The 24,336-nt window shown below is 70.0% G+C and carries 28 protein-coding genes and 1 pseudogene; 16 read left to right on the top strand and 13 right to left on the bottom strand.

Annotated features, from left to right (window positions below; all coding sequences use genetic code 11):
• Window positions 1–130: 130 nt before the first annotated feature.
• The gene (locus tag RV983_RS36620) at window positions 131–661 is read left to right on the top strand and encodes a carbonic anhydrase (protein ID WP_475990016.1); all 531 of its coding nucleotides are present in this window, start codon (window positions 131–133) and stop codon (window positions 659–661) included.
• 102 nt (window positions 662–763) lie between these two features.
• Window positions 764–1,834, top strand: coding sequence for an MBL fold metallo-hydrolase (locus RV983_RS36625; RefSeq protein WP_475990017.1), 1,071 nt, complete (start codon window positions 764–766; stop codon window positions 1,832–1,834).
• 106 nt (window positions 1,835–1,940) lie between these two features.
• On the opposite strand, the gene RV983_RS36630 is transcribed toward RV983_RS36625, so the two are convergent.
• Window positions 1,941–2,546, bottom strand: a complete 606-nt coding sequence (locus RV983_RS36630; RefSeq protein ID WP_475990018.1) for a PadR family transcriptional regulator — start codon at window positions 2,544–2,546, stop codon at window positions 1,941–1,943.
• A 64-nt stretch (window positions 2,547–2,610) separates the two neighbouring features.
• Here RV983_RS36630 and RV983_RS36635 point away from each other — a divergent pair, with 64 nt between their 5' ends.
• Complete coding sequence (locus RV983_RS36635; RefSeq protein ID WP_475990019.1) at window positions 2,611–3,825, top strand: FAD-dependent oxidoreductase; 1,215 nt, start codon at window positions 2,611–2,613, stop codon at window positions 3,823–3,825.
• A gap of 498 nt (window positions 3,826–4,323) precedes the next feature.
• Here the strand turns inward: RV983_RS36635 and RV983_RS36640 are convergent, their stop codons facing one another.
• The 3 genes from RV983_RS36640 to RV983_RS36650 are packed head-to-tail and all read right to left on the bottom strand — an operon-like array spanning window position 4,324 to window position 7,340.
• Window positions 4,324–5,205 (bottom strand): GNAT family N-acetyltransferase, encoded by an 882-nt coding sequence (locus RV983_RS36640; protein WP_475990020.1) that lies wholly within the window; start codon window positions 5,203–5,205, stop codon window positions 4,324–4,326.
• A 57-nt stretch (window positions 5,206–5,262) separates the two neighbouring features.
• A complete protein-coding gene (locus RV983_RS36645) occupies window positions 5,263–6,294 on the bottom strand; it encodes a JmjC domain-containing protein (protein ID WP_475990021.1) in 1,032 nt (343 codons plus the stop codon).
• Entirely contained in the window at window positions 6,291–7,340 is a 1,050-nt protein-coding gene (locus RV983_RS36650; protein WP_475990022.1) for a cytochrome P450, read from the bottom strand. Before RV983_RS36650 ends, RV983_RS36645 begins: the two co-directional genes overlap by 4 nt.
• A gap of 699 nt (window positions 7,341–8,039) precedes the next feature.
• Between RV983_RS36650 and RV983_RS36655 the strand changes: the two genes are divergently transcribed.
• Window positions 8,040–8,924: an SCO4651 family lipoprotein gene (locus RV983_RS36655; RefSeq protein WP_475990023.1), complete on the top strand. Its 885-nt coding sequence runs from the start codon at window positions 8,040–8,042 to the stop codon at window positions 8,922–8,924.
• 497 nt (window positions 8,925–9,421) lie between these two features.
• Here RV983_RS36655 and RV983_RS36660 read toward each other — a convergent pair whose 3' ends face one another.
• Window positions 9,422–9,781, bottom strand: a complete 360-nt coding sequence (locus RV983_RS36660) for a DUF732 domain-containing protein (RefSeq protein WP_475990024.1) — start codon at window positions 9,779–9,781, stop codon at window positions 9,422–9,424.
• Between the two features lie 209 nt (window positions 9,782–9,990).
• A complete protein-coding gene (locus RV983_RS36665; RefSeq protein WP_475990025.1) occupies window positions 9,991–10,287 on the bottom strand; it encodes an STAS domain-containing protein in 297 nt (98 codons plus the stop codon).
• A gap of 206 nt (window positions 10,288–10,493) precedes the next feature.
• Between RV983_RS36665 and RV983_RS36670 the strand changes: the two genes are divergently transcribed.
• A complete protein-coding gene (locus RV983_RS36670) occupies window positions 10,494–10,796 on the top strand; it encodes a helix-turn-helix transcriptional regulator (protein ID WP_475990565.1) in 303 nt (100 codons plus the stop codon).
• A gap of 346 nt (window positions 10,797–11,142) precedes the next feature.
• On the opposite strand, the gene RV983_RS36675 is transcribed toward RV983_RS36670, so the two are convergent.
• On the bottom strand, window positions 11,143–11,565 hold the full coding sequence (locus RV983_RS36675; protein WP_475990026.1) for a hypothetical protein: 423 nt from the start codon (window positions 11,563–11,565) through the stop codon (window positions 11,143–11,145).
• A 620-nt stretch (window positions 11,566–12,185) separates the two neighbouring features.
• On the opposite strand from RV983_RS36675, the gene RV983_RS36680 reads away from it, so the two are divergent.
• Together RV983_RS36680 and RV983_RS36685 are read left to right on the top strand one after the other, a co-directional pair.
• Window positions 12,186–12,950 carry a histone protein gene (locus RV983_RS36680; RefSeq protein WP_475990027.1) on the top strand — a complete coding sequence of 255 codons (765 nt, stop codon included), beginning with the start codon at window positions 12,186–12,188 and terminating at the stop codon, window positions 12,948–12,950.
• Between the two features lie 4 nt (window positions 12,951–12,954).
• A complete protein-coding gene (locus RV983_RS36685) occupies window positions 12,955–13,941 on the top strand; it encodes an SRPBCC family protein (RefSeq protein ID WP_475990028.1) in 987 nt (328 codons plus the stop codon).
• A 203-nt stretch (window positions 13,942–14,144) separates the two neighbouring features.
• Here the strand turns inward: RV983_RS36685 and RV983_RS36690 are convergent, their stop codons facing one another.
• The gene (locus RV983_RS36690) at window positions 14,145–14,228 is read right to left on the bottom strand and encodes a DUF6131 family protein (RefSeq protein ID WP_475990566.1); all 84 of its coding nucleotides are present in this window, start codon (window positions 14,226–14,228) and stop codon (window positions 14,145–14,147) included.
• Between the two features lie 49 nt (window positions 14,229–14,277).
• Window positions 14,278–14,601: a plasmid stabilization protein gene (locus RV983_RS36695; RefSeq protein ID WP_475990029.1), complete on the bottom strand. Its 324-nt coding sequence runs from the start codon at window positions 14,599–14,601 to the stop codon at window positions 14,278–14,280.
• Window positions 14,602–14,837: 236 nt separating this feature from the next.
• On the opposite strand from RV983_RS36695, the gene RV983_RS36700 reads away from it, so the two are divergent.
• The 3 genes from RV983_RS36700 (at window position 14,838) to RV983_RS36710 (ending at window position 15,769) form a co-directional block, all read left to right on the top strand.
• Window positions 14,838–15,080: an acyl carrier protein gene (locus RV983_RS36700; protein WP_475990030.1), complete on the top strand. Its 243-nt coding sequence runs from the start codon at window positions 14,838–14,840 to the stop codon at window positions 15,078–15,080.
• 133 nt (window positions 15,081–15,213) lie between these two features.
• Entirely contained in the window at window positions 15,214–15,570 is a 357-nt protein-coding gene (locus RV983_RS36705) for a PRC-barrel domain-containing protein (RefSeq protein ID WP_475990031.1), read from the top strand.
• Window positions 15,571–15,601: 31 nt separating this feature from the next.
• Window positions 15,602–15,769 carry a hypothetical protein gene (locus tag RV983_RS36710; RefSeq protein WP_475990032.1) on the top strand — a complete coding sequence of 56 codons (168 nt, stop codon included), beginning with the start codon at window positions 15,602–15,604 and terminating at the stop codon, window positions 15,767–15,769.
• A gap of 55 nt (window positions 15,770–15,824) precedes the next feature.
• On the opposite strand, the gene RV983_RS36715 is transcribed toward RV983_RS36710, so the two are convergent.
• The 3 genes from RV983_RS36715 to RV983_RS36725 form a co-directional block, all read right to left on the bottom strand.
• Window positions 15,825–16,667, bottom strand: a complete 843-nt coding sequence (locus RV983_RS36715; protein ID WP_475990033.1) for an RNA polymerase sigma factor SigF — start codon at window positions 16,665–16,667, stop codon at window positions 15,825–15,827.
• A gap of 104 nt (window positions 16,668–16,771) precedes the next feature.
• The gene (locus tag RV983_RS36720; protein ID WP_475990034.1) at window positions 16,772–17,203 is read right to left on the bottom strand and encodes a response regulator; all 432 of its coding nucleotides are present in this window, start codon (window positions 17,201–17,203) and stop codon (window positions 16,772–16,774) included.
• The gene (locus RV983_RS36725) at window positions 17,200–17,559 is read right to left on the bottom strand and encodes a hypothetical protein (protein ID WP_475990035.1); all 360 of its coding nucleotides are present in this window, start codon (window positions 17,557–17,559) and stop codon (window positions 17,200–17,202) included. The genes RV983_RS36720 and RV983_RS36725 overlap by 4 nt, the downstream gene beginning before the upstream one ends.
• Window positions 17,560–18,043: 484 nt before the next feature.
• Between RV983_RS36725 and RV983_RS36730 the strand changes: the two genes are divergently transcribed.
• From RV983_RS36730 to RV983_RS36740, 3 genes are all read left to right on the top strand, one after another.
• Window positions 18,044–18,706 (top strand): enoyl-CoA hydratase-related protein, encoded by a 663-nt coding sequence (locus RV983_RS36730; RefSeq protein ID WP_475990036.1) that lies wholly within the window; start codon window positions 18,044–18,046, stop codon window positions 18,704–18,706.
• A gap of 107 nt (window positions 18,707–18,813) precedes the next feature.
• Window positions 18,814–19,425: a DJ-1/PfpI family protein gene (locus RV983_RS36735; protein WP_475990037.1), complete on the top strand. Its 612-nt coding sequence runs from the start codon at window positions 18,814–18,816 to the stop codon at window positions 19,423–19,425.
• Window positions 19,426–19,524: 99 nt separating this feature from the next.
• Window positions 19,525–19,698 carry an aldehyde dehydrogenase family protein gene (locus RV983_RS36740; RefSeq protein ID WP_475990038.1) on the top strand — a complete coding sequence of 58 codons (174 nt, stop codon included), beginning with the start codon at window positions 19,525–19,527 and terminating at the stop codon, window positions 19,696–19,698.
• Between the two features lie 335 nt (window positions 19,699–20,033).
• Here RV983_RS36740 and RV983_RS36745 read toward each other — a convergent pair whose 3' ends face one another.
• Window positions 20,034–21,242, bottom strand: a complete 1,209-nt coding sequence (locus RV983_RS36745) for an MFS transporter (RefSeq protein WP_475990039.1) — start codon at window positions 21,240–21,242, stop codon at window positions 20,034–20,036.
• A 47-nt stretch (window positions 21,243–21,289) separates the two neighbouring features.
• Here RV983_RS36745 and pdxR point away from each other — a divergent pair, with 47 nt between their 5' ends.
• The 3 genes and pseudogenes from pdxR to RV983_RS36760 form a co-directional block, all read left to right on the top strand.
• Complete coding sequence (pdxR, locus tag RV983_RS36750; protein ID WP_475990040.1) at window positions 21,290–22,696, top strand: MocR-like pyridoxine biosynthesis transcription factor PdxR; 1,407 nt, start codon at window positions 21,290–21,292, stop codon at window positions 22,694–22,696.
• A gap of 141 nt (window positions 22,697–22,837) precedes the next feature.
• Complete coding sequence (locus RV983_RS36755; protein ID WP_475990041.1) at window positions 22,838–23,599, top strand: RNA polymerase sigma factor; 762 nt, start codon at window positions 22,838–22,840, stop codon at window positions 23,597–23,599.
• A 15-nt stretch (window positions 23,600–23,614) separates the two neighbouring features.
• Window positions 23,615–24,319: pseudogene (locus tag RV983_RS36760) on the top strand (alpha/beta fold hydrolase); the annotation flags it as partial.
• Window positions 24,320–24,336: the final 17 nt, after the last annotated feature.

Below are 24,336 nucleotides of genomic sequence, written 5' to 3' on the forward strand. Positions count from 1 at the left end.
GCATGATCACAATGCGCCGCGAAGCCGAGTGGCATGGGAGGCATCGTCGGTTCACGATGGGCGGCAGGTGGAGGTCGCCGTGGGCGTCACCGGATGTCCTGGCTCAGAGCGCGAAGGGGTTGCCGTCACAGTGATCGACACGGACGAGCTGGCCGAGCGGAACACCGGGTTCGCAGACGGCGGATCATTCGCCGGCCTCAGGCTCATGCCCAGTGGCAGCCTGACGGTCATCGGATGCGTCGACCCTCGTGTCGACCCGTCCGACGTGCTCGGGCTGAAGCTCGGCGAGGCAGCGGTGATCCGCAATGTCGGAGGGCGGGTCACGCCCGCGACACTCCGGACGCTGGGGATGCTCTCGAAGGTCGTGCAAGCCCGCACGGGCGGCTCTGGCCCGGGCATCAACCACTACGCGGTCCTGCACCACACCGACTGCGGGATCACGGACCTGGCCGCGTTCCCCGAGCTGCTGGCCGACTACTTCGAAGTTCCGGCCGGAGACCTGGACGCCAAGGCGGTCACCGACCCGGTCGCCGCCGTTCGTGTCGACGTCGACGTCCTCAAGCACGAGCTCCGGGCCGGAGTCCTCGTCTCAGGGCTCGTGTACGACGTGGCCACCGGGCTCATCGACGTCGTCGTCCCGCCCGCGGGAGCGCAAGCATGACCGCGCACGGCGACCGCGGCCGGCGCGACCGCCGCGGACCTGAGGCCTGTGCCGGGATCCGCTCCTCCGGCCGGTCGTCCCGGCGGGGAGGCGCTTCTTAGCATGTGCGACGATCACGGGCACTCGGCGGCGGACGCGGCGTGGTCGGCGCCTCGCCTCGCGGAGGGACCGGCTGTCGACCCGGTGACGCTGCCCGTGGTCGACGAGGTCAGGGTCACGACGATGGTCGACAACACCTTCGACGCCCTGCTGGCCTCCGTGGAAGGCGTCACCCGGGCGTCGGTGGGTGCCGGGCGGACCGCCGCGTGGCAGTTCGCCGGCGGCGAGGCCGTCGCGGGGCTGCGTGCCGAGCACGGCTTCTCCGCCCTGGTCACCGTCCGGAGCGGCAACGCGACCAGCACCCTGCTGTTCGATACCGGCGCGTCGCCGGACGGGCTGGCGGTGAACGCCGAGCGCCTCGGGATCGATATCGGCGCCCTGCAAGGTGTCGTCCTCAGCCACGGACACTTCGACCACGCGGGCGGCTTCGACGGACTGGCCCGGCTGCGCGGGCGCTCCGGCCTGCCGCTGACGGTTCACCCCGCGGTCTGGACACGCCGCCGCCTGGCACTGCCGGCCGGCCAGGGTCTGGAGATGCCCACGCTGTCACGGGGTGCCCTGGAACGCGAAGGGTTCGAGGTGATCGAGCGGCGGCAGCCGTCGCTGCTGGCCGGGGGCATCCTGATCACCGGAGAGGTGGACCGCGTCACCGAGTTCGAGCACGGCATGCCGCAGGCACACCAAGCCTGGGACGGGAACGGCTGGCGGCACGACCCCACCGTCATCGACGACCAGGCACTCGTCATCAACGTGCGCGGCCGGGGACTTGTCGTCATCACCGGGTGCGGCCACGCCGGGGTGGTCAACATCGTCCGGCACGCCATGAGGCTGACCGGCGTCGGTCAACTGCTGGCCCTCATCGGCGGCTTCCACTTGAGCGGCCCCGCTTTCGAGCCGGTCATCGGCCCGACGGTGGCCGCGCTCAGCGAACTCGCACCCGAGCTGATCGTCCCCGGTCACTGCACCGGCTGGCGCGCCCAGCACAACCTGGCCGCAGCGCTCCCGGACGCGTGGGTGCAGACCAGCGTCGGAACCGCCTACACACTCAGGGCCTCACACACGGGCGATACCTGATCCCGGCTCAGCGGTACCGGCTCAACCGACGACATCTCCCGCGCCGGGTACGGCAACACCGGCTTCGCCGCCCCGCCGAGCCCTGGGCGCTCACGCGTCCTCGGTATCAGTCGCCGTCGCCCGCGTGTGCGAGCAGTTCCTCGGGTGACCAGGCCAGGCGTCCGTCCGCGAAATCGGCCAGCACGCCCCGGACCCACGCCAGTTCCGCCGCCGTCATCGTGCGCACATAACCCAGTTCCAGCATGGCGATCCGCGGCAGCCCGCTGTCCGCTTCCCGGGCGAGGTCCGCGTCGTGCCGGGCAAGGGCCGCCTCCAGGGCCTCGGCGCGGCGGCCGAGCGCATCCCGCAGCGCCTCCGGCGTCAGCATCATGAGCAGCGACAGCGCGGCGGGAAACTCGGGGAACTCCTGCTTCGGCGTGGAGAGCATCTCGTCGATCCAGCGGTGCGCCGTCTCGCTGCCCGCGTCCGTGACCTCGTAGACCGTGCGCTCCGGGTACTGCGCGTCCCGGCCCGTCTCGCGGACGGCGATCAGTCCGGCGGCGAGCAGGCGGTCCATCGTCCGGTAGAGGCCGGCCCGCTGGCCGACGTTGACGACCTGGTCCTTGCCCCAGTCCTTGAGCAGGCGCTGGACGCCGTAGGGATGCAGCGGTTTGTAGTGCAGCAGGGCCAGGACGGTCAGGGCGAGGGGGGAACTCCTGGGCGCGTTACTCATGGCTCGATGTTACCCACGAACGAACTAGTTGACTAGAAACTAGTAACAGTGCAACTATTCCGTCATGACGAACTCGACTGGCACGACGAACGGCAAGGTCCGCTCCGCACTGGTCATCGGCGGCGGTGTCGCCGGCCCCGTCACCGCGATGGCGCTGCGGCAGGCGGGCATCGAGGTCACGGTCTTCGAGGCGTACGACGGCCCGGCCGACGATGTCGGCGGCGGCATGGGCCTGGCGCCGAACGGATTCCAGGCGTTCGACGCGATCGGCGTCGGCGACGCGATCCGCGCGGTCAGCACCGAGATGAACGGCATCGTGCTGCAGAGCTGGAACGGAAAGAAACTGGCCGAGTTCGGGACGCTGCCCGGTATCGACCCCACGCGCTTCGTGATCCGCGCGGAGCTGTTCCGCACCCTGCGCGAGGCGGCCGAGGAGCGGGGAGTGACCACTGTCTACGGCAAGCGCATCGTCGACGCGAGCGAGGACGCCGAAGGTGTCACCGCACGCTTCGAGGACGGCGGCACGGCGAGGGCGGACGTGCTCATCGGCGCGGACGGACTGCGCTCCACGGTCCGCCGCCTGATCGACCCGACCGCCCCCGCGCCGCAGTTCGCGGGTACGGCCGGGTTCGGTGCGATGGTCGCCGACACGGGCGTCGCGCCCACCGGCGGCATGATGCACATGACCTTCGGCAAGCGGTGCTTCTTCGCCTGGCAGGTCCTCGCCGACGGCACGGGCATCTGGTTCGTCAATCTGCCGGTGCCGCAGCCGCTCTCCATCGGCGAGCAGCGCGAGCGAGGCGGCGCCTACTGGCTCACGCACCTCGCGCAGGTCTGCGAGGGCGACGCCACCCCTGCCGGGCCGATGCTGGCGGCCACCGACCCCAAGACGATGCTCTTCACCGGCAGCACCGAGAACATGCCGCGATCGGTGCGCTGGAGCCGCGGCCGGATGGTCCTCACCGGGGACGCGGCCCATGCGCCCTCCTCCAGCTCCGGCCAGGGCGCCTCGCTCGCCGCGGAGAGCGCCGTCGAACTCGCCCGCTGCCTGCGCGACCTGCCCCTGCCTCAGGCACTGGCCCGCTACGAGGAACTGCGCCGCCCCCGGGTGGAGCGCATCATCAAGGAGACCGCCCGCACCAACGCCCGCAAGGCCGCCGGCCCGGTCGCACGGGTGATCCGCGACGCGCTGCTGCCGGCGATGTTCAAGCTGATGAAGCCCGAGAAGAACGCCTGGCAGTTCCAGTACCCGATCGACTTCCACGCCCCGGTGGCGTGACGGCCGGAAGCGGATCGCGGCGCCTCCCGCGGCCCGGTGATACGACCCGTACGGCAGAGACCTGGTCGAGGCCGAGCAACGGTGTCGTGCCACCGGGCGAGCACGTGGTTTCCGATGACCCCGAAACACCGTCCACCTGACAACAAGTGGAGATGACGCCGGTGAAGAAGGGCTCGCGGCACATCACCGTCGAGGGCGTCACCTACCGGTGGCGACTTCGCGGACGGCCGACCTACGACCAGGGGCTGGTCCGGTCACCCCTCACCTACGCGGTCGAGCATGCGGCCAAGCCAGGCGCCACCCTGGTGACCACCACCAGCCAGCCGCCGCACCCGAGCAACTGGACGGGCCGTCCAGCCACCCCCGTGCTGTCTTCGGACGTCGCCGCCAGCGTCCGCACCGCACTCACCCGCGGGGGCTGGACACCTGAAAGCCAAGGCCCCCCATTCCACCTCGACCAGTCGGAGGGCTTCGCCTCCTCGCCTTGGCGGAAGCCTGTCAGAGATCCAGTCGGTACTCGTACGTCGTGTGCGTTGCCCGGTAACCGAGCAGGTCGTTGACGCGCCGGATGTACGGGTTGGTGTCGGCCGTGTCGGTGAGCAGGCCGCCGAGGCGCGGGTACCGCAGGCCGGCGTGGCGGATGGAGGCCGCCTTCATCCACAGGCTCAGACCGCGGCCGCGGTGCGAGGGGAGGACGGCCGTGCCGTAGTGCCGTGCGTCGCCCTTGCCGTCGCCGGGGATGGCAAGTTCGGTGAAGCCGGCGATCGTCTCGTCGGCCACTTCGACGGCGACCACGGTGTGCAGCACGTCCCCGCGCTTGGTCACGGCGTCCACCGCGGCCCGGACGCGTTCGGGATTCCACGGCACGGCGCTGAAGTCGATCCCGCCGGTGGGGGTGTCGTTCATGGCGTGGCGTGATGCGACGAACGTCTCGGCCAAGTGGTCCGGGACCATGCCGTCCCACGACGCGAGGCGGTATCCGGGGTGCGGCTCCTCGGTGATCCGGGTCAGGGCGTCCGGATCCGCCACGGGGAGGGGCAGGCGGGCGGAGGTCAGTGCCAGGACCCTGCGGAAGTCGCGGGCGGCCAGGAGCCGTTCGCTGCGGGAGTCCGCTCTGACGTGGCTGATCACGCGGCGGCGGCCGTGCTCGCGCGCGGCGGCAAGGGCCGGGTCCAGCAGGAGCATGCCGGTCTGCTCGCGCTGCTCCTGAGGGTGGATGTGAAGGTGCAGATCCGCGAGCTCTTCCTGCCCGGTCCGTGTGAACAGGCGCAGGAATGCCGTGCCGAGGGGGACGCCGTCGTCGTCGGAGGCCAGCCACACCAGGCGGTGACCCGCGGCGGTCGCGTGGGGGTCGGTCAACGCGGTGACATGGACGGGCATGGCGTCTCCTGAGGGTGAGGGGGACAGGGGCGATCCGGTCGGCGTGCTGACGGCGCTTCAGCGGTTGGGGTGGGCCGCTTCCCGCAGCTTGCGCCATGTCCGGCCGACGGATGCCAGGCCGGCCAGGGTCTCCCCGGATCCGCCGGTCTCCCAGCCGCGCGCCGTCTCGACGAGCGTTTCCGGTACGGCAGTCGCGGCCGGCCGTGCCCGCGCCACGCCGCGCAGGTCCTGCGCGCTGAGGGCGTCGAGCCTGGCCCGGTAGTGGCTGAGCAACCCCTCACAGGCGTCGGCGATCGCGGACTCACCCAGCGGCAGCGCCGGAAGGTCGAGACCCTCGGACATCAGCTGTTCCAGGGCCGATCGGAGGTCCCGCAGACCGATGTCGCGGACCGTCAGCGACAAGTGGGCCGACAGCCCGGCGGCTCCCACCGCCCGGTGCGCGAAGCCCCGGGGTACGTACAGCACGTCGCCGGGTCCGAGGACCCTGCGGAGCAGCCGTGCGGAGTGCTCGTCGTCGGCGAGTTCCCCCGGGGCCCAATCGGGCGTGGCCGGCGCGTCGTGGACGTACCAGGTCTTGCGTCCGGCGGCCTGGAGGACGAAGACGTCCGCGTCGTCACGGTGCACCGCGAGCCCCTGGCCGCCGATCGGGGTGACGAAGAAGAAGGCCTCGACCCGGCGGTCGAGTTCCTCGGACAGCCGGGCCACCAGCTCACCCGTCGCGGGGTGCCACTGGTCGAGGCGCCGCAGCAGCAGCGTCGCTCCGTCGCGCAGCAGCGAGACGACCTTCGCCCGGTCGGCGAAGCCGTGATACGTCGCGCCGTGGACCAGGCGCGGCGTGGTGTACGCCTCGGGCGGGACGACCACCTTGTCGGAGCGCACCATCTCCAGATACGGCGTACGCAGGAGGCCGCCGTCGAAGGCGGCGTCCAAAGCGTCGAGACCGAACGGTGCCGCGGCGTTCTGCGGCGTGAAGACCGCGGGCCCGCGCTGCCACCGCTCCCCGGTGAAGGCCTCGACGTCACCGACCCAGCCGGCAAGCGTCGGTGACCGCAGGGCCGAGGGCGCCGGCTGCGGGGGACGGGGGCTCATACGGCCGCCTCCGCGTCGTACCTGACGGAGAGCAGCGAGCGCAGGGGAACGTGCGTCTCCTGCCGGGGGCCATGGATCGTGAGCCGGTTCTCCAGGGCGACGTTCAGCAGCCGTTCGGCCAGGGGCACGACCATGTGCCTCGCCCAGCAGCGCGCACCGTCGAACCCGAAGGGCATGAACCCCGGCGTCTTCTCGGGCTCGTCCACCCCGAACCATCGCTGCGGCCGGAACTCCAGCGGGTCCGACCAGTACTCCGGGTCGCGGTGCATCAGCAGCGGGAACAGCGCGATGTCGTCCTCCGGGCCGATGGCGGGGTGAAGCCCCGCGTAGGCGTCGCCGCCGGTACGGAAGAGCATCCACGCGGGCGGGAGGAGGCGCAGGGTCTCCCACAGCACCGCGGTGAGGCCGCACTGGGCGACGTCCTTCGCGTCCGCGCGGTTCATGAGCCACAGGGCGTTCGTCGCCAGGGCCGCGACACCGTCGCACAGCGTGGCGGAGGCGCGGCGGTACAGCGCGATGGCCTGCCGCCTGTCCTGGGTGCCCGACGCGTTCCGGATCTGCCGGGCCAGCGCCGTGCCTCCGCTGTCGGCTCCCGGCCATGCGGTGACAGCCTGGTCGGCGATCCGGGACAGCGTGTCGGAACGGGTCACACCGCGCTTGGACAGCAGGGAGACCGGCAGCGGGTCGGACGAGAAGAGCCACTCCCGCAGATACGAGGTGGCGGCGTCGGGCCACGGCCCGGAGAGCCGGTGCGGCGGGGGAGCGGGAGCGTGGAGTGCCGCCGTGACGTCCTGCCCGAGGGCACGGATCGTCCGCGTCGCACTGTCGTGGTGGATGTCCGCGCCCGCGGCGGGCTTGAACACCGAACGCTCCGAGGCCAGCACGGGCCGCGCGGCGACGACGGCGGAGACCAGGTGCACGTCCGACACACCCACCGTCGTCGTGTCGATCCGGAAGACTCTTTCTTTTCTCGCCAGCAGATCCTGAATCTGCGGCGCGTACACGACCGAATGGTCACGCGCCGCCGCAGGCGCCAGTTCTTCCATGAGAAATCCGCTTCCTTGGGGGTGGGGTGGCTATGGGAATGCGTTCCCCACGAAAAGCAGAGAACCCGGAGTTCGGCCGGGAGAAAACCTGTGGTGGTCACGGCCGTTGCCGCCATGCTCAGCGGTCGACACAAGGTGCGCCTGACATGGCGCCGCCGGTGGCGGACCAGAGCCCTGGCCCGGTCCGCCATCGGCGGTGATGGATCAGATGACGTGGTACGGCCACGCGTTGCGGGCCAGCTTCTCGGCCGGCTTCAGCTTCTTCACCATTGCCTGGATCATCTTCATGACTACTCCTCTTCACGGCGCACGGGCACGCTTGAGCGACGGCACGGACACCGGTATTGACCTTCGGTACCCAGATCGGGACCGAGTGGCTTTATTGAAGCCCACGCCCGACCCGGGAGCGAGATCCCCTGATGTTTCCCTGACGGGACAGGTGTCCTTTCTTGACTCGAAACATGTTCCGGCATCGGCGGCCTGTACGGCGGCGTCAACGTGCCCTGCTGTGCGCCGGCCTGACATACCGGCCCCTCACCGCACGGTCCCGCGCGAGGGTCCTCACCCTCGGGGTCGAGGGGCTCGTACGCCGCATGACTGCCGGAGGGCAGTGCCTCGACCGTCTGCGTGTTCGACGGTTGTTGTATCGTGCGCAGTCGTTGATCTTGCAGAGATTTTGCTCCCCAGAGGGAACCCTTCATGCACATGTACCGCCTCATGGCGACCACCGTTGTCGCCGGCACGCTCGCGTTCGGTCTCACGGCCTGTGGCGACTCCGCGAAGGAGCCCTCGCAGCCCGAGTCGGCGCAGAGTTCCGCCAAGCCGGCGGGCAAGGAGGTCGCGCCGGTCGCACGGCTGCAGAACGCCGTGAAGGCAGTGCAGCAGCAGGCGTCCGCGAAGGTCGCCGTCGACTCCGTCGACGCGGGGGAGGGCAACACCAAGGCCGAGGGCACGCTGAGCTGGAAGGCGGGTTCTGAGGGCGCCGAGTTGAGCATGGCGCCGGGGTCCGACGCCGACATGCAGGACATGGCCGGCCCGGACGGCAAGGTGCACATGACGATGGCGGACGGCCACGTGTACCTCCCTGTCGAGGGAGAGATGGCCGAGGCCGCCAACGGCAAGAAGTGGCTGAGGCTCGACGGCTCCGCCGGTGAGGACAACCCGGCGAACGACCTGCCGCACGGCCCGGCCGCGTCCCTCGCCGCGCTCTCCACTGCCGCGGACCTCACCAAGGCCGGTCAGGAGCAGGTGGCCGGCACGGAGGCCGCCCACTACACCGGCACCGTGGACATCAAGAAGCTCACCGCGGACACCGCCGTCCTGGAGCTCATCTCCAAGGACGAACGCGACGCCTACATCAAGGAACTCGACTCCTCCGGTCTGAAGGACACCGTCAAGATCGAGGCGTGGATCGGCGCCGACGACCTCGCGGTCAAGACCCTGGAGTCCGGTTCGACCGCCAAGGGCCTGTCCAAGGTCTCGATCACGTACTCCGGCTACAGCCAGGCCGCTGCCGTCCAGGCGCCCGCGGCCAAGGACGTGACCACGTTCGCCGAGATGCTGCAGGACGCCGCCAAGGGCTGACCCCTCGCATCGGTGGGTGCGCGCTCGGCGCACCCACCGAACCGGCAGGCCGGCTCCGCGGCGCGGTGCTTGCCACCGCGCAACCCCGGCAGAGCAGGCGTTGCCTGCACGATGGAGCCCACGGGCACGACTCGGCGCTGATGCCCCTGGCCGCGTGCCACACCAGATCGGCGCTTCGCACGTGGCGACGTCATCGCGTGCCAGTGGCGGCGCCGAGCTCCGCGTTGGTCCGACCTGCTCCCGGGCCCAGCGTCCGAGCCAGTACGCGGGGCCGGATGCCCGGGGCATACGGGCGTTCACCGCTGGATCCGCGCTCCCGAGTGGGGGAGGGGAAGGCGTGGACGCTTCCCCAGGGGGATATGACGGCGGACCGCCGTGCGAGGGTGCCGCAGGTCATCGCAGTCGGCCGGTCTGTCGGTGCACACCTCGGCCGAGGCCTCGCCTCATGCCGGCAGCTCGGCCCTGGAGGCATGGCCCGGCAGTGCGGCATTTCCGGGTCAGGACGGGCTGCTCTGCGGCAGCTCCTTTGGCACCCGGTCCTCCAGGGTTGGGCAGTACACCTCCACTGCCAGTGCCAGCAGCCTTTTCGCGTCCTCGACCTTCGTGCCCCACTGCGGCCCGTAGGGATAGAGAATCCTTGGGTTGAGGATGTCGTCAGCGGTGCGGCCCACGGCGAGCGCGTTGCACCACTTCGGCGGGAACGCGGCCACCTCGTCGTCTGAGGGCCCCTTCTCTGCCCAGCTCTCGAAGTTCGCCGAATGTGCGGCGTCGAGGAACCTCTCCCTCTTGCTCACGCTCCGGCCTTCGCCGCTGCCAGTACAGCCGACGGCGGCTCCGGCGAAGAGGATGGCGGCCACGGCGGTGACGGTGGCGCGGCGCATGGCGTCCCCCTGTCGGCGGCTACTGTCATGGGCAATCATGCGCTGTGGTGGGGGAGTTGGGCAGGCTTCCGACCGGACCGCGCGGCGGGGGGCGGACGGTGACGCTTCAGTCCCGAGGCGAACAGGCTGTCGGGCGAGCGCGACCCGGAGGGTTCGTCGTCGCGCGGTCCGGCCGCCGAATGCCGTCACACGTCGGGCGCGAGCAGTGTCTGATGGCCGGTCAGTTCCAGGACGCGAGCCACCCTCGGGCTCATGGTCCGTATGGCCAGGCGGGGGACTTCGTGGCTGCCGCGTGCTCGAGCCCGGAGCAGGACGTTGAGGCCCGAGCAGTCGAAGAAGGAGACCTGTGACATGTCCAGGTCGAGACCTTCGGGATGGGTGTTCAGGGCCCCGATGATGCAGCGTTCCAGGTCTCCCGCGCACTCGGCGTCCACTTCGCCGCTGATTACCGCCAGGGCCCTGCCCGGTCCGCGGGGCGCCATGCGGAACGTTGCGCTGGTCCCGAAACCGCCCCTCCCTCCGAGGGGCGTGTATGCGGGCAACCTCGACATCGTGGACTCCCGATGCTGCACCAAAGGGGTTTCCTGTCAGCGACGATGATGCCCAGCCGGAGCGACACACGTCAAATAAATCGCGAAACTTTTTTCATGGGTTGATGTTCGGGAAACCGGGAGCGCATGATGGAGACATGGACGGAGGCGGACAGAGCAAGGATCAGTCGAGGTGGACGTTCCTCACCAGTCATGCACGCGTACTCATCATCATCGCCAGGGACCCTGGCGTGCGGCTGCGTGATGTGGCCGCGGCTTGCGGGCTCACCGAGCGGGCGGTGCAGGGCATCGTCGCGGACCTGGAGGACGGCGGGTACTTGACCCGTTCCCGTGAGGGCCGCCGCAACCGGTACGAAATCCTCCCCGGTGCCATGTTCCGGCATCCTGCCGAAGCCGACCACGAGATCGCCGGCCTGCTGGCCTTGATCAGTACGGACTGACGCACCAGGTCCCTGGCGGGCAGTCCGCCCGCGGGCCCGGCCGTCGACGGCAGGCCGTGTGTGTGTCCATGCTGGAAGCGGCCCGCGGACGCCGGACGAGGCCCGCGCCGCGATCGACGCCACGTTTGAACGCCAGATGCTGCCCGGGGTGCCGCAGGGCGCCCGTCCCGGTGGTTTCGGCAGCGTCTTCGGAGGCAGGCGACGCGCATACGGCACATGGGCGGAGTGCGCAGCTATGCCCACCCCGCGCGATCCGGTCAGGACGTAGGCGCGTCCAGCATCGGCGCCCGCTTCACATCGGTCACCTTCACGTCCTTCGTCCCGGGGATCCGAACGCTTTGACTGTTCAGCTGCCTGCGCCGGTGATCTCAAGGGCCAAGCGGCTTCCCACGACACGCTTGGCGTGCTCGCTGCCGACGCGTTTCTCGATGCCGGTCGGCGGCACCTCCCGGCCCGGCTTGCGCTCGGTGGAGTCGGGGGTCGACGCCGGCGGCCCGGGAGCATCGCGGGGTACCGGTATGTCCCCCTCGGCGTTCGGGACGCCCGGCGGGGTCTCGCCCGGGCCGTACATCGGCGTTGACTCGTCCTCCCGACCCGGCACGTCCTCGGGTTCGGGCAGTGCGCCGCTGCCCTTGGGGCCGGGGGCGGTCGATGCGCAGCTTTGCGTGACCCGGGTGATCAGTGCAAGGAAACGCATCTGCGCATCAGCGTCGTCAGAGATGGCGTCCAGTCGGGGTGTGGGGGAGACGTGGTCCGCGGGAGTCTGCACGATGGCCGTGGTCCGAGTGCCGCAGCCGGACAGGGTTCACGCAGGTGAGCGCGGTCACCAGGATGGGCTTCGGCGGGGCTCTGGATGGCATGCAGGCATCGTGCAGGCTGACCCATGCTCACATGAGTACGCGTACCACCGTCTCCTGGCGCATACCCGGGTGGTGGCGTCACTGTTCGGCGCCGGCGTCAGGACCGCCGCGGTCTTCCGTCGCCGCGAGTCGCGATGGCAGTCGGTCTCTGAGCGGATAGGAGCGCCGAGGTCCCTCGACCTTCCCCAGCCGAGTGGTCTGGACCGTTGGGTGTGGTCGTCCGTACGTGGCGACGAGGGCTTGTCCGGGTGCCGGCTCCCAGCCAGGCCCGCGACCGCGTCGGCACTCGATGGCACGGCCCGTCGCCTGACCAGCGCCGATGATGTGGCCAGACGGGTCCTGCGTTGGCGGGGTTCCCTCCCGCATGCGGCTGCTGGAATCACCGCCCAGACTGGAAACAGGCGAAGAGACGAGCGCGTCAACGGCTGCTGCTCCATTCGAATCCTCCACCTGCGAGGTATGCGTCCGGCGCTTGGGGGCCCCTCGCCGGCCGGAGCGTCTGCTCGGCAGCCCTTTGAAGGGAAATTCGATGGCTGATGTACCCAAGGCCGCTCTTGCTGCCGCGGTTCTCGGCGGCTACGTCCTGGGGCGGACGAAGAAGGGGCGGGTCGCGTTCGCGATGGCGACCTACCTGGCAGGCCGCCGTATCGGGCTGGAGCCGCAACAGATGCTTGCGGAGGGGATCAAGCGGTTGCGTGAGCTCCCCCAGTTCGAGGACCTCAACGAGCAACTCCGTGGTGAGGTCCTCGATGCAGGGCGTAGAGCGGTGAGCGCGGTGGCCGACCGCAAACTCGCGGACCTGGCCGACTCCTTGCACCAGCGCACCGAACGCATAGGCAGCAGAGGCCAAGAGGAGCCACAGGACGAGGACGAAGCGCCTGAGGACGAGTACGGAGAAGAGGAGGAGCCGGAGGACGCGGAGCGCGAAGAAGAGGGGGAGGAGGCCGAGGACGAGTACGAAGAGGACGAGGAAGAACCCGAGGAGGGAGAGGAAGAACCTGAGGAGGAAGAGGAAGAGCCGGAGGACGAGCACCAGCCGGAGAAGCCCGCCCGTCATCGGCGTCCCGCCAGGCAGGCGGATGAGGACCGCGACGCTGGTGCCCGGCGCGGTCGCACTCGGGAGCGTCGTCCCGAGAAGGCCGCTGCTCGCAAGGCACCTGCCAAGAAGCCGGCCTCCGCGAAGAGGACGCCAGCGGCGAGGAAGTCCTCGGCGTCGCCCGACAGGACCCCCGCAAAGAAGAGCGGTGCCAAGAAGGCGACGGCGAAGAAGGCATCCTCAGCGAGGCGGAGGTAGATCCATGGTCGAGACGGCACGTGACACCGGAAATGGCCAGGGATCCGGGCTGGATCAGCTGCGCGGAGCCCTCAAGGACTTTGTTGGAGCCCAGGCGGAGAACCTGGCGGGCAAGGCCGGGGACAAACTGGGAGACCTCACTGACGGGCTCTCGGGGGTGGTGGAGAACGGCGGTGTGCTCCCCAAGGCCGGTCTGCGGATGCTTCAGGGGGATTCACCGGTCAAGGCTCTGATCGGCGAGAAGGCGAAAAGCGTGAAGGACAGTGTGGTCGGCAAGGCCAAGGAGACCTTCGGTGGCGGGGGAGGTGGCAAGGGCCGAAAGTCCGGCACCACCAAGGTCATGAACATCATCGAAGTGCAGGACGTGGGCATACCCATCCGCGACGCCTACGACCACTGGACCCAGTACGAGAAGTTCAGCAGCTTCACGAAGGGCGTGCGCAGCGTCTCGAAGGGTAAGGACGCCGACAGTGACTGGAAGGTCAAGGTCGGTCCCTCCACGCGGGGTTGGAAGGCCACGGTCCAGGAACAGATACCGGACGAACGCATCGTGTGGACCTCGGAGGGAGCCAAGGGCACCACGCGCGGCTGCGTCAGCTTCCATGAACTGACACCCACCCTGACCCGCATCGTCCTGGTCGTCGAGTACTACCCGTCCGGGTTCTTCGAGAAGACCGGCAACATCTGGCGCGCTCAAGGGCGGCGGCTGCGATTGGACTTCAAGCATTTCCAACGCTACGTCACCCTGACCGACGAGGAGCCGGAGGGCTGGCGCGGTGAAATCCGAGACGGTGAAGTCGTCCGCACACACGAAGAAGCTGTCGAAGAGGAACAAGCCGCCGATGAAGAGGAAGACGGCGAGGAAGAGGGCGCTTTCGCTGACGACGAGTATGCCGACGAGGACGAATATCCCGAGGACGAGGAGGAGGAGGAGGAATACGAAGAGGAAGAGGAGGGCGGAGAGGAGGACGGGGAAAGGGATGGCCGGTGATCGCTGGTCCGGCCTGTGAGAAGTCTGCCGCCCTCCGGCCGGGCGCCTGTTCCGACATCAAGGTTTAGCTGGTCCGGGCGGTGTCACCCCTTTCGCCTCATTGCATGTCGCGTGTGTGCTGCGGGGGTTGCGCGGGCCTGCGCAGGTCACGTACCGCTGCTGGACGCGCTGACGCGGGCTTGCCGTGTCTACCAGTAGTGCCGTCATCCGCCGACGGCGTGGCCGAGGGCTCCCATGACCCACAGCACGAGGCCGACGACCAGCAGAATGATGCCCAGGACGAGCATGATGCCCTCCGTACGTCGGCCTTGAATGGGCGGTGGTGCGCCTCGTCGGCTAATTGTCGAGAGCGCGCTCGAGTTCGGCCTTGTTCATGTGGGACCGGCCGTCGATGTTCCGGCGCTTGGCCTCCGCATACAGCTGGTCTCGGGTCTGCCCTTGCGATCCCTTGCCGGATCGTTGCCCGCCGCGGCGTCCCGAGGACATGTCCTCGGTGGAACTGCGGCTGGCGGTCTTGGACTCGCCGGCGCGGGCGCGTTCCTTGTTGACCGTGCGTGCGGCGATTTCTTCGGCCCGCTTCTCGCTCTCGCCACGCTCCCTCGCGCTCTCTTTGATGTGCTCGTACTGCCGTTCGCGCTTGCGGTTCGACCCTGCCGGCATCGCTTCGCTCCACTCAGTGCGGTGTGTCCATCAGGGGGCGAGTACCCCTGTGGCGCATCCTCACCCGCCTTCCGTTCCCAGATGCACGCCAAGGAGCGGCGGCTTCGAGGGCTTCACCCTTCGCTGCTCCACCCGCGCGAAGCCGCTCACCCGATCCGGTATGGGATGCCCTGTTTGTCGTCTGCGTCAGGGGTAGGCGCACATTGTCTCGACGAACGTTCGAACGGAGGAGAACCATGGCGACGGGCGAGACAGGCTTCAAGGACGTGGCCTACGACCTGGTGTCCTTGCAGTACCACTCACTGAAGGCCGGACATGACTACGGTCAGTACGTCCGGGACGCGAAGAACGCCGGGGAAACGGAGATCGCGGACTTTTTCGAGGGCGTGATGCGGGAGGATTCCCAGCGGGCCGCGCGCTGTCACGATTTCCTGGCCGATCTTTCACAAAAGGGGGAAGTCGGCCCCGCCGCCTCGTAGCGCTGTGGATGACCAGCAGCCGCTCAGGGCGGAGCCATTGGGGCATGGCAAAGAACCACCACACGGGACCGGACCCGGCTCACAGTGGCCGGGTCGAGGGGGATCTTCAGGTCGCGGCCGCGAGGAGCAGCACATGATCCATTCAGCCGATATTCGCGAGTGGCGCGACAGCGACGTCGTCGACCCGAAGGGTCACAAGATCGGCGCGCTGGAGGCCGTCTACGTCGACACAGCCACCGACGAACCGGCCATGGCGACGGTCCGTACCGGCCTGCCCACACGGCAGCGTCTGGTCTTCGTCCCCCTTGACGAAGTGATCGTGGGGCCCGGCTACGTCAAGGTCGCGCTGTCCAAGGGGCTGGTGAAGAAGGCCCCCTCGATCGGGACGGACGAGATCCTGCCGGCGGAACAGGAGATCGAGATCTTCCGCTACTACGACATGGCCTACCATCCGGGCGCCGGCGGCGAACGGAAGCTTGCCCGCCGCTGATCAGCTTTCGCTGTCGAGGAGGTGATTGGGCATGGTGCTCTTCCTGCTGCTCATTCTCGTGGCAGTCATCCTGGGCCTGATCGGCGCGGTGGCCCACGGTCTGTTCTATCTCTTGATCATCGGCATCGTGGTGCTCGTGCTTGATTTCGTCTACATCGTCGCGAGAGGACGTCGCAGGCGCCAAAGCCTCCTTCGATAACCCGCCTTACTGATCCACCCAGGGCGGCAACTCGTAGGCGCGTCCGGCGACGGGCCTACGAGCGGGCCAGGGCCTGGGTGCGGAGGCGGGCGAGAATCCTGGTCAGGAGCCTGGAGACCTGCATCTGGGACACGCCCAGTTCGGCGCCGATCTGCGCCTGGGTCATGTCGTGCCCGAATCGCAGGGACAGGATCAGCCGTTCCCGCTCCGACAGTTGCCGGATGAGGGGCTTGACGGCTTCGACGTCGTCGACCTTCCCGAAGGCACTGTCGTCATAGCCCAGTCGGTCGGCCCACGCGGTCGCGTCGTCGTTCCCCTCGGTGGCCGGCGCGTCCAGGGACGCGGCGGAGTAGGCGTTGGCGGCGGTCATCGCCTCCAGCACCTCGTCCTCGCCGATCTCCAGCCGGGTCGCCAGTTCGGCCGTGGTGGGAGCCCGGTCCAGTTCCGCGGCGAGGGTGTCGGTGGCTTTGGCCAGGTCCACTCGGAGTTCCTGCAGACGTCGTGGCACGTGGACCGACCAGCTGGTGTCGCGGAAGAACCGCTTCATCTCCCCGATGACGGTCGGCAGTGCGAAGGTCACGAACTCCACCCCGTAGTCGGGGTCGAACCGGTCGACCGCCTTGATCAGACCGATCGTGCCGACCTGCAGGATGTCCTCCATCTGATCCTGGCGCTGAGAGAAGCGGCGGGCCGCGAAACGCACCAGTGCCATGTTCATCTCGATCAGCGTGTTGCGGACGTACTGGTACTCGGCGCTGCCCTCTTCCAGCGTCTGCAGCCGGGCGAACATCACCTTGGAGACCTGCCGGACCTCGGGGGCCGTCATGGTGCGCGAGACCTCGGGCAGTCCCTCAACGGCGTCGAGGTCCTGCGCCGTCGTGACGGCGTTATCGGCCATAGCGATCTTCATCTCGGCAACACTCCCTGTCTGTGATCTTCGCACCACCGGTGCATCACCCGCCTGCCCCCGATCACGCCGGGCAATCCCGGCGAATTCCGCTGCTACGTCCGCGGAACCTTGGTGGTGGTGCCGAGGTAGAAGGCGTCGATGCTCTGTACGGCCCGTTCGAAGTCGTCCAGGTTCACGGGCTTGGCGACGTAGGCGTTCGCGTGCTGCCGGTAGGCGCCGTTGACGTCGTCGGGAGCGGAGGACGTGGTCAGGACCACCACCGGGATCGTGCGCAGGTCCTCGTCGTTCTTGATGACGGCCAGCAGTTCGCGGCCGTTCATGCGCGGCATGTTGAGGTCGAGCACGATCAGGTCGGGCCGGGGGAGGCCGGGGCCACGCAGATACTCCAGGGCGGCGACGCCGTCCTGCACCTGGGTGAGGTTGCGGGTGCCGCGGGCGCTGAGCGCGTCCTCGATGAGCATGGCGTCGGCGATGTCGTCCTCGACCAGCAGCACGTCGTAGGGGTGGGCGGGGGCGATCATCATCGGGAGCTCCGGGCGGAGACATGGGGGGAAGGGTGGTCCTGGCCGATCAGGCCCGGCCAGCGGCGCCGGGCACCCTGGCGGGTCATGTTCGACGCCCTGCCGATCTGCGGGTAGCCGGCTCCGGCGTCGGCCGCCTCGTGAGCGGCGTTCTCCTCCAGGCGTTCGATGACCTGCCGCAGGTGGTTCAGCATGTGCAGGTGGGCCAAAGCCTCGGCCTGGGCGGGGGACTGCTCGCCGCCGGGCAGGCGCTGGAAGGCACGGCCGACAAGGTCACGGACGAGGTCGTCGACCGCACCGGCGGCGAGTGCGGCGAGCTCCTCCTCACTCATCCGCAGTGAAAAGTGAGTACCAGGCATGTATGCACTGTAGGGGCTCGGCTCAGTCCTTGACAACACGGGTTGTCGTCTCCGGCCCGGGGTGTCCCGACCGTGAATCGCTTTCGGGAGACCCGCCGACAAGACACCCAGGGGAACTGCGGTGATCGCGGGACAGCGCCTCGCCCGGTCCGGCGAAAGGCGGGCACACCGGACGAAGCGACGCCGGCTCCTGGCAGGCCGGGTCGCGCGTCGACGGGCGCCCCAGCGGCGACGGACTGCCACTGCCGGCTCCGCGAAGAGACACGGCAACGAAGACTCGGCCATCATTGGAAAGATTCACCGGTCGCCCCGTGTCGGGACGCCGAAGGACCGTGAAGCCGAGGCAGGCCGTGGGCCTCGGTGTGACCGCAGCGGTCACACCGAGGGAGCGACGCGATCATTCCGTTGCCCCCCGGAATCAAGGAGGATTGACCGAGGAAGGTTCTGAACAGGACAGGAACTCGGCATGACCCCGGGAGAGCGGATGCCCACCCTTGACCAACAGGACCACGTCTTCGTGCTCGACATCGGCGACGGCGAGAACCGCTTCCATCCCGACTGGCTCGCCTCCTTCGGCGCCGCCCTCGACGAGGTGGAGAAGGCAGAGGGGCCGCGGGCCCTGGTGACCGCGGCGACGGGCAAGTTCTTCTCCAACGGCCTGGACCTGGAATGGCTCGGCGCTCACGCCGACCAGCACGAGAGCTACCGCGACACCGTCCAGCAGCTCTTCGCCCGCATACTGTCCCTGCCGATGGTCACCGTGGCCGCCCTGCAGGGGCACACCTTCGCCGCCGGCGCGATGCTCTCCCTCGCCCACGACTTCCGTGTGATGCGCGCCGACCGCGGCTTCTGGTGTCTGCCCGAGGCCGACATCAACATCCCCTTTACTCCCGGCATGTCCGCCCTGATCAGGTCCCGCCTGGCGCCGCAGACCGCGCACGAGGCCATGATCACCGCCCGCCGGTACGGTGGGACGGATGCCGCGGCCGCCGGGATCGTGGACCGGGCGGTGGAAGCGGACGCCGTGCGTTCCGCGGCCCTGGAGATCGCCGAGGCACAGGCCGCCAAGGCCGGCGAGACCCTTGCCACCATCAAAGAACGGATGTACGCCTCGGCGTTGGCCGTTCTGCGCGGTGCGGCAGGCTGAGCGGAGCGCCGGCCATCGTGTCACCGGCCGCTGATCGACCCCCGGCCCCAACGGCCGGGCAGGGCAGGCGGAATTGGACACCCGACGACGCATGTGAGGGAGCCAGAATGACGCAGGTAGCAGTAGTCACCTTTGACGGGTTCAACGAGCTCGACAGCTTCATCGCCGCCGCCTTGATCAACCGGTGCCGCAAGGACAACCTGGAGGCCTTCATCACCACGCCCACGCCGGTGGTCACGTCGATGAACGGCGTCGAGGTGACCGGGCAGCGCCCGATGGACTTCGTGACCGAGGCGGACGTCGTGCTGATCGGCAGCGGTGTGAAGGCCCGCGACGTGGTGGCCGACGACCGGGTGATGTCCATGCTGCCGCTCGACCCCTCGCGACAGCTGATCGGTTCGCAGTGCTCCGGCGCGCTGGTGCTGGCACGCCTCGGGCTGCTGGGCGACATGCCCGCCTGCACGGACAGCAAGAGCCGGCCCTTCGTCGAGGCCCGCGGGGTCACCGTGCTGGACACGCCCTTCCACGCCGAGGGGAACATCGCCACGGCGGGGGGCTGCTTGGCGTCGCAGTACCTCGCCACGTGGGTGATCGGCCGGACCGTCGGGGAGCAGGCCGTACGCGACGTCATCGGCTATGTCGCCCCGGTCGGGGAGAGCGAGGAGACGGTCGAGCGTGCTCTGCGCGCCGTCCGCACGGGTGAAGTCGCGCTGAGCTGAGCCAGTGCCGTTACCTCAGCAGCGTCCGCGATCGCACGCTGAACGCTGATGGAGAAGCGCCGGCAAGGCAGTGGCAGCTACGCGGTGTACATAGTCGGCATGTGCCACATCAACGGCACGACCCTCGACGACGAACCCCAGATGCCCTTCGGTGGGGTCAAGGCCAGTGGCTACGGAAGATCCGGCGGGCGCGCCGGCCTGCAGGAGTTCACAGAACTCCAGTGGGTCACCATCGAAGGCCCCCAGCCGCCGCGCTACCCCATCGCCGAATGAGCGTGCTGCCGGGCCCTGCCCCGCCGTCATCGTCGGCTGCCCCCAGCGGCTTCGCACAGGGCCAGGAGTGCCCGGGCGGGGCCGCCGGCGGGGCCAAGCAGCGAAGGGGTGAGGCTCGGGCTGTTCACGGGGCGCGTCGTCGTGGCGCGGGACAGTTCCGGTTCCACGAGACCGTTGCACCCGCTCGACGGACCTGTGTCGTCCCGGACTCTGCTGCGCGCCAGTACGTCCTCGGCGTCGTCGCCCTCCGGGAACGGCGCCGGACCACGGCGTGATGCCACCGGGCCGCCGGCCGGCGACTCGTACCTTCACCACCCGCGGCGGACGGCTTCGGCTCAGCGGTCACGCCACCCCGGGACCAGGGCGACAAGCATGGCGGCGGCGGTGAACGCGAAGGCGGCCGGATAGCCGACACGGGCCGCCGCGACGCCGAAGCCGACCGCGCCCAGGCCCATACCGCCGTCGTAGGCGACGTTCCACAGCGCGCTGACCGTTCCGTACCCGGACTCCGGCACCCGGGAGTACATCAGCGCGAGTGTCGCGTTCTGCGTCACCCCGAAGCCGGCCCCGAACAACGCGACCCCGGCCACCACCGCCACCGGGCTGCCCGTCGCCGCCGTCACCAGCAGGCCGAGTGCCGACGCCAGCAGGCCGGGCAGCACCAGGCGGGCCGGGCCGTGGCGGTCGCCGAACCGCCCGGCGAACCAGCGGGCCGCGGTGGCCGTCGCGGGCTGGACGAAGAGCGCGACCGCCACCACTCCCGACGACGCGGCGGGGACGGCGACCGGCAGGAACGTCACGATGATCCCCGCGCCCAGCGCGGTCGTCGCGAACACCGCAGTGGGCCGGGCCAACGCCCCGTCGCGCAGCCCCGCGACGACCCCCGCGTCCCGCCCCGCCGACCGTTCCCGACCGGGCAGTCCCGGCACCACCGCGACCGCCGCCAGGGCCACCACCCCGCCGGCGACACACACGGGGGTGAATCCGACGTGCGAGGCCAGCCACACGCCCAGCGGCAGCCCCACCAGGGACGGCACGCCCGACACGATCCCGGCCAGCGCCAGCCCCTCGCCGCGCCGCCCGGCCGGGATCAGCGCGGCCGTCAGGGCGCCCCCGGCGACGACGGTGAGTGCGAAACCCAGTCCCCGCATCAGGCACACCGCAAGAATCCAGGCCATGCCGTGCCCGGCGGTCAGCAGGAGTGCGGGCGCTCCGAGCAGACCGAGCCCTGCCGCCAGTGCCACCCGGTAGCCGTACCGGGCGACCAGGCGCGGGGTGACCAGTTCGCCGCCCACCGTGGCGAGCATCAGCGCGCCGGTGGCCGTGCCGGCATCGCCCCCGCTGCGCTGGGCGTACAGCGGCACCACCGACAGCAGCAGGAAGAAGCTCGCGGAGGCGCCGACCACCGTCACGAAGCGCAGCAGCAACTGCCGTGTCACCAGCGGGGGAAGGGCAGGCGCGGGGGCCGCGTCGGTGTCCTTGGCGTCATCGGCGTCATCCGCGTTCTCGGCGGCGGGAAGCGGTACATCGCCTGGAGTGGTCATGCTGTTGACACTAGAAGCCGGCCGGTACCCCGATAAGCTCCATTTTCATGCCGCTGGAGTGGTCCGGTCTGTCACCCGAACTGCTGCTCACCCTCGACCGGGAGAGCCGGGAAGGGCTGCGCGCCCAACTGGACCGTCAGATCAGGGACGCCATCAGGGCGGGCCGTCTCGAGGTCGGCGAGCGGCTGCCGTCCTCCCGCGAACTCGCCCGCCGCATCGGGGTCTCCCGCGGTCTGGTCCAGGACTGCTACGCCCAGTTGCAGGCCGAGGGGTACCTCGCCGGCCGGGTCGGAGCGGCCACCACCGTCGCGGCCCGCGCCTGCCCGCAGCCCGTCCCGGCACCCGCACCGCTGAGCGCGCCGCAGCTCATCGCCGACTTCAGGTCAGGCGTCCCCGACCTCGGGTCCTTCCCGCTCGCCGACTGGCTGTGGGCCATGCGCGAGGCCGGCCACGCTCTGCCGACCGCCGCCCTCGACTACGGCGAGGCACGGGGAGCGCCCGAACTGCGCGAAGTGATCGCCGGTTACCAGCGGAGGGTGCGGGCCGCGGTGGCCGACCCCGAACGGACCGTCGTCTGCTCCGGCTACGCCCAGGGCCTGGCCCTGGTCCTGCGCGCGCTGGCCGCCCACGGCGTCCGCACCCTCGCCTACGAGGACCCTGGCGCACCCGGAGCGACGACCCGGGCCGCCGCACACGCAGGGATGACCGCCGTGCCGGTGCCCGTCGACGAGCACGGCATCGACGTCCGGGCACTGGACTCGACCGGGGCACGGGCAGTCCTCGTCACGCCCGCACACCAGTGGCCGACCGGAGTCGTCATGGCCGCCGAGCGGCGGCGCGCGCTGGTCGGATGGGCGCAGCGCCGCGATGCCTTCGTCATCGAGGACGACTACGACGCCGAGTTCCGCTACGACCGCGAACCGGTCGGCGTATTGCAGGGACTGGCCGCCGATCGCGTCGTGGCCATCGGCACCGTGAGCAAGTCCCTCGCCCCCGCGCTCCGGTTGGGCTGGTTGCTGTGCCCGCCGGTGCTCGTCGACTCCGTCGTGGCGTTCAAGGAAGCGCACGACCGCGGGTCGCCGACCCTGGACCAGGTCGCGCTCGCCCGGCTGATCGCCTCCGGGCGGTACGACCGCCACCTGCGGCGCATGCGGACCCTGTACGCCGCCCGGCGGACCGCCCTGGTCGAGGCCCTCGCGGCGCATGCCCCCGGCATCCGCCTCACCGGCCTCGCCGCCGGCTTCCACGCCGTGGCCCTGCTCGGCGCGGGCTGCGGGGAGGAGCAGGTCGTGGCGGCGGCCCGTGCGCGGCGGGTCGGGCTGTACGGGATGACGGCCCACCGCTCGGAGCCCGCGAGCACCGGCGAGGCCCGGCTTGTGCTGGGCTTCGGCAACGTGGGAGAACGCGCGATCGCCGAGGGCGTCGCGACCGTGGGCGACCTGCTGATGGGCTGAACATCGTCGGGTGGCCCGGTCCCAGGCATCGATCCGGCCGGGCTGCCGGGCTGCCGGGCTCGCGCTCGCCCCGGGGGAGCGGTCCGGGCCGCGGGAGCGACCGGGCCCGGGCGCGGGCCGTTCTGATTGAATGGTCCCGATATGACTGATCTGCTGTCGCACGGGGCGCCGCTGGACGTCGACCTGGTACGGGCCGCGCAGGCAGGCGACGCCGGTTCCCTGGGCCTGCTGCTCGCCAGGCACCAGGCGACGATGCACGGGGTCGCGCTCGCCCTGCTGGGCCACAGCCCGGACGCCCAGGACGCCGTGCAGGAAGCCGCGCTCATCGCACTGCGGCGCATCGGGGATCTGCGTGACCCGGAGGCCGCCGGCGCATGGCTGCGGATGGTGGTTCGCAACGTCTGCCGCGCTCAGCCGCGGAAGAAGTCGGCCGTGCCCGTGGCAGAACTCGAGGGACTGGTCGCCATGGACCGCTCGGGCGGTCCGTCCGACCCGGCTGACGTGCTGGACGAGCACGTGCTGCGCAACTGGATCTGGAGCGCGATGGAGGAGCTGTCGCCCGGGCTGCGGTTGGTGACCATGCCGCGCTACTTCACGGATGTCACGTCCTACGAGGAGATCGCGCTGCCGTGCGGCGCTCCCGTCGGCACCGTGCGCAGCAGGCTCCACCAGGCGCGGGCGCGGCTGGCCGGCGCGCTGGTGCGCATGGGCGACCAGGTCCACGACGACGCCACCTCCCGCACCGCGCGCCACCGCCCGGCGGCTCATCGAACTCCTTCGGCGCTCACCGCATCGTGTGGGTATGAACGCAACCCATCACGAGGCGGAGGACGGCAGGCGTGCCGCCGAGGTGCGGAGCGTCGTGGTCGACGGCGTGCGCCAGGTCTACCGGGTCACGGGTGACGGCCGGTGTGCCTCGTGCACTCCGGAGGCCCTGGTGTGCACCCCGAGTACCTGCGCGTACCCGCGCTGGAACCGCATCTGACCATGGTCTACGTGGACCCGGTCGGGTCGGGCGACAGCGACCCGCTGCCGGACGGGGACTACTCCATGTCCCGTTACGCGCGCTTCACCGAAGCCGTCCTCAATGACCTCGGGGCGCCGACCGCCTACTTCCTCGGCCACTCCCACGGCGGTTTCGTCGCGCTGCAGTTCGGCATCGACCACCCTGAGCGCCTCGACGGGCTGATCCTCTACGACACCGCGCCCGTCTACGGACCGGAACTGATGGAGACGGCCACCAAGGAGATGGCCGTATTCGTCCGCCGCCGGCCGGACCGGCCCGAGGCCGCCGAGGCGGGGCGGGTGTGGGACGCCCGCATGTCGGGGACGCTGGAGATCACCGACAGCAGGGCGAGGGAGCGCTACCTCGAAGCCCTCCTGCCCGCCTACTTCGCCGACCACCGCGCAACGGCCAGGCGCATCGGCACCGCGCCCGCCCTCCGGGCCACCCACGACCCGAACCGGCTCCCCGCCGACTGGGACGTACGCGACCGGCTCGGCACGATCGCAGCGCGGGCACTGGTGATCGTCGGCAGCTACGACTTCATCTGCCCTCCCCGCTTCGCGTACGAGATCCGTACCGGAATACCGGACGCGCGGCTCTGCGAGCTGACCGCGAGCGGCCACTTCGACACATC

This window comes from Streptomyces sp. RLA123, from assembly GCF_056270165.1.

Coding starts and splice junctions, on each gene's coding strand:
- RV983_RS36625 (WP_475990017.1), top strand. CDS start 764: ATGTGCGACGATCACGGGCACTCGGCGGCGGACGCGGCGTGGTCGGCG.
- RV983_RS36630 (WP_475990018.1), bottom strand. CDS start 2,546: ATGAGTAACGCGCCCAGGAGTTCCCCCCTCGCCCTGACCGTCCTGGCC.
- RV983_RS36635 (WP_475990019.1), top strand. CDS start 2,611: ATGACGAACTCGACTGGCACGACGAACGGCAAGGTCCGCTCCGCACTG.
- RV983_RS36640 (WP_475990020.1), bottom strand. CDS start 5,205: ATGCCCGTCCATGTCACCGCGTTGACCGACCCCCACGCGACCGCCGCG.
- RV983_RS36645 (WP_475990021.1), bottom strand. CDS start 6,294: ATGAGCCCCCGTCCCCCGCAGCCGGCGCCCTCGGCCCTGCGGTCACCG.
- RV983_RS36650 (WP_475990022.1), bottom strand. CDS start 7,340: ATGGAAGAACTGGCGCCTGCGGCGGCGCGTGACCATTCGGTCGTGTAC.
- RV983_RS36655 (WP_475990023.1), top strand. CDS start 8,040: ATGCACATGTACCGCCTCATGGCGACCACCGTTGTCGCCGGCACGCTC.
- RV983_RS36665 (WP_475990025.1), bottom strand. CDS start 10,287: ATGGCGCCCCGCGGACCGGGCAGGGCCCTGGCGGTAATCAGCGGCGAA.
- RV983_RS36670 (WP_475990565.1), top strand. CDS start 10,494: ATGGACGGAGGCGGACAGAGCAAGGATCAGTCGAGGTGGACGTTCCTC.
- RV983_RS36680 (WP_475990027.1), top strand. CDS start 12,186: ATGGCTGATGTACCCAAGGCCGCTCTTGCTGCCGCGGTTCTCGGCGGC.
- RV983_RS36685 (WP_475990028.1), top strand. CDS start 12,955: ATGGTCGAGACGGCACGTGACACCGGAAATGGCCAGGGATCCGGGCTG.
- RV983_RS36690 (WP_475990566.1), bottom strand. CDS start 14,228: ATGCTCGTCCTGGGCATCATTCTGCTGGTCGTCGGCCTCGTGCTGTGG.
- RV983_RS36695 (WP_475990029.1), bottom strand. CDS start 14,601: ATGCCGGCAGGGTCGAACCGCAAGCGCGAACGGCAGTACGAGCACATC.
- RV983_RS36700 (WP_475990030.1), top strand. CDS start 14,838: ATGGCGACGGGCGAGACAGGCTTCAAGGACGTGGCCTACGACCTGGTG.
- RV983_RS36705 (WP_475990031.1), top strand. CDS start 15,214: ATGATCCATTCAGCCGATATTCGCGAGTGGCGCGACAGCGACGTCGTC.
- RV983_RS36710 (WP_475990032.1), top strand. CDS start 15,602: ATGGTGCTCTTCCTGCTGCTCATTCTCGTGGCAGTCATCCTGGGCCTG.
- RV983_RS36715 (WP_475990033.1), bottom strand. CDS start 16,667: ATGGCCGATAACGCCGTCACGACGGCGCAGGACCTCGACGCCGTTGAG.
- RV983_RS36720 (WP_475990034.1), bottom strand. CDS start 17,203: ATGATGATCGCCCCCGCCCACCCCTACGACGTGCTGCTGGTCGAGGAC.
- RV983_RS36725 (WP_475990035.1), bottom strand. CDS start 17,559: ATGCCTGGTACTCACTTTTCACTGCGGATGAGTGAGGAGGAGCTCGCC.
- RV983_RS36730 (WP_475990036.1), top strand. CDS start 18,044: ATGCCCACCCTTGACCAACAGGACCACGTCTTCGTGCTCGACATCGGC.
- RV983_RS36735 (WP_475990037.1), top strand. CDS start 18,814: ATGACGCAGGTAGCAGTAGTCACCTTTGACGGGTTCAACGAGCTCGAC.
- RV983_RS36740 (WP_475990038.1), top strand. CDS start 19,525: ATGTGCCACATCAACGGCACGACCCTCGACGACGAACCCCAGATGCCC.
- RV983_RS36745 (WP_475990039.1), bottom strand. CDS start 21,242: ATGACCACTCCAGGCGATGTACCGCTTCCCGCCGCCGAGAACGCGGAT.
- pdxR (WP_475990040.1), top strand. CDS start 21,290: ATGCCGCTGGAGTGGTCCGGTCTGTCACCCGAACTGCTGCTCACCCTC.
- RV983_RS36755 (WP_475990041.1), top strand. CDS start 22,838: ATGACTGATCTGCTGTCGCACGGGGCGCCGCTGGACGTCGACCTGGTA.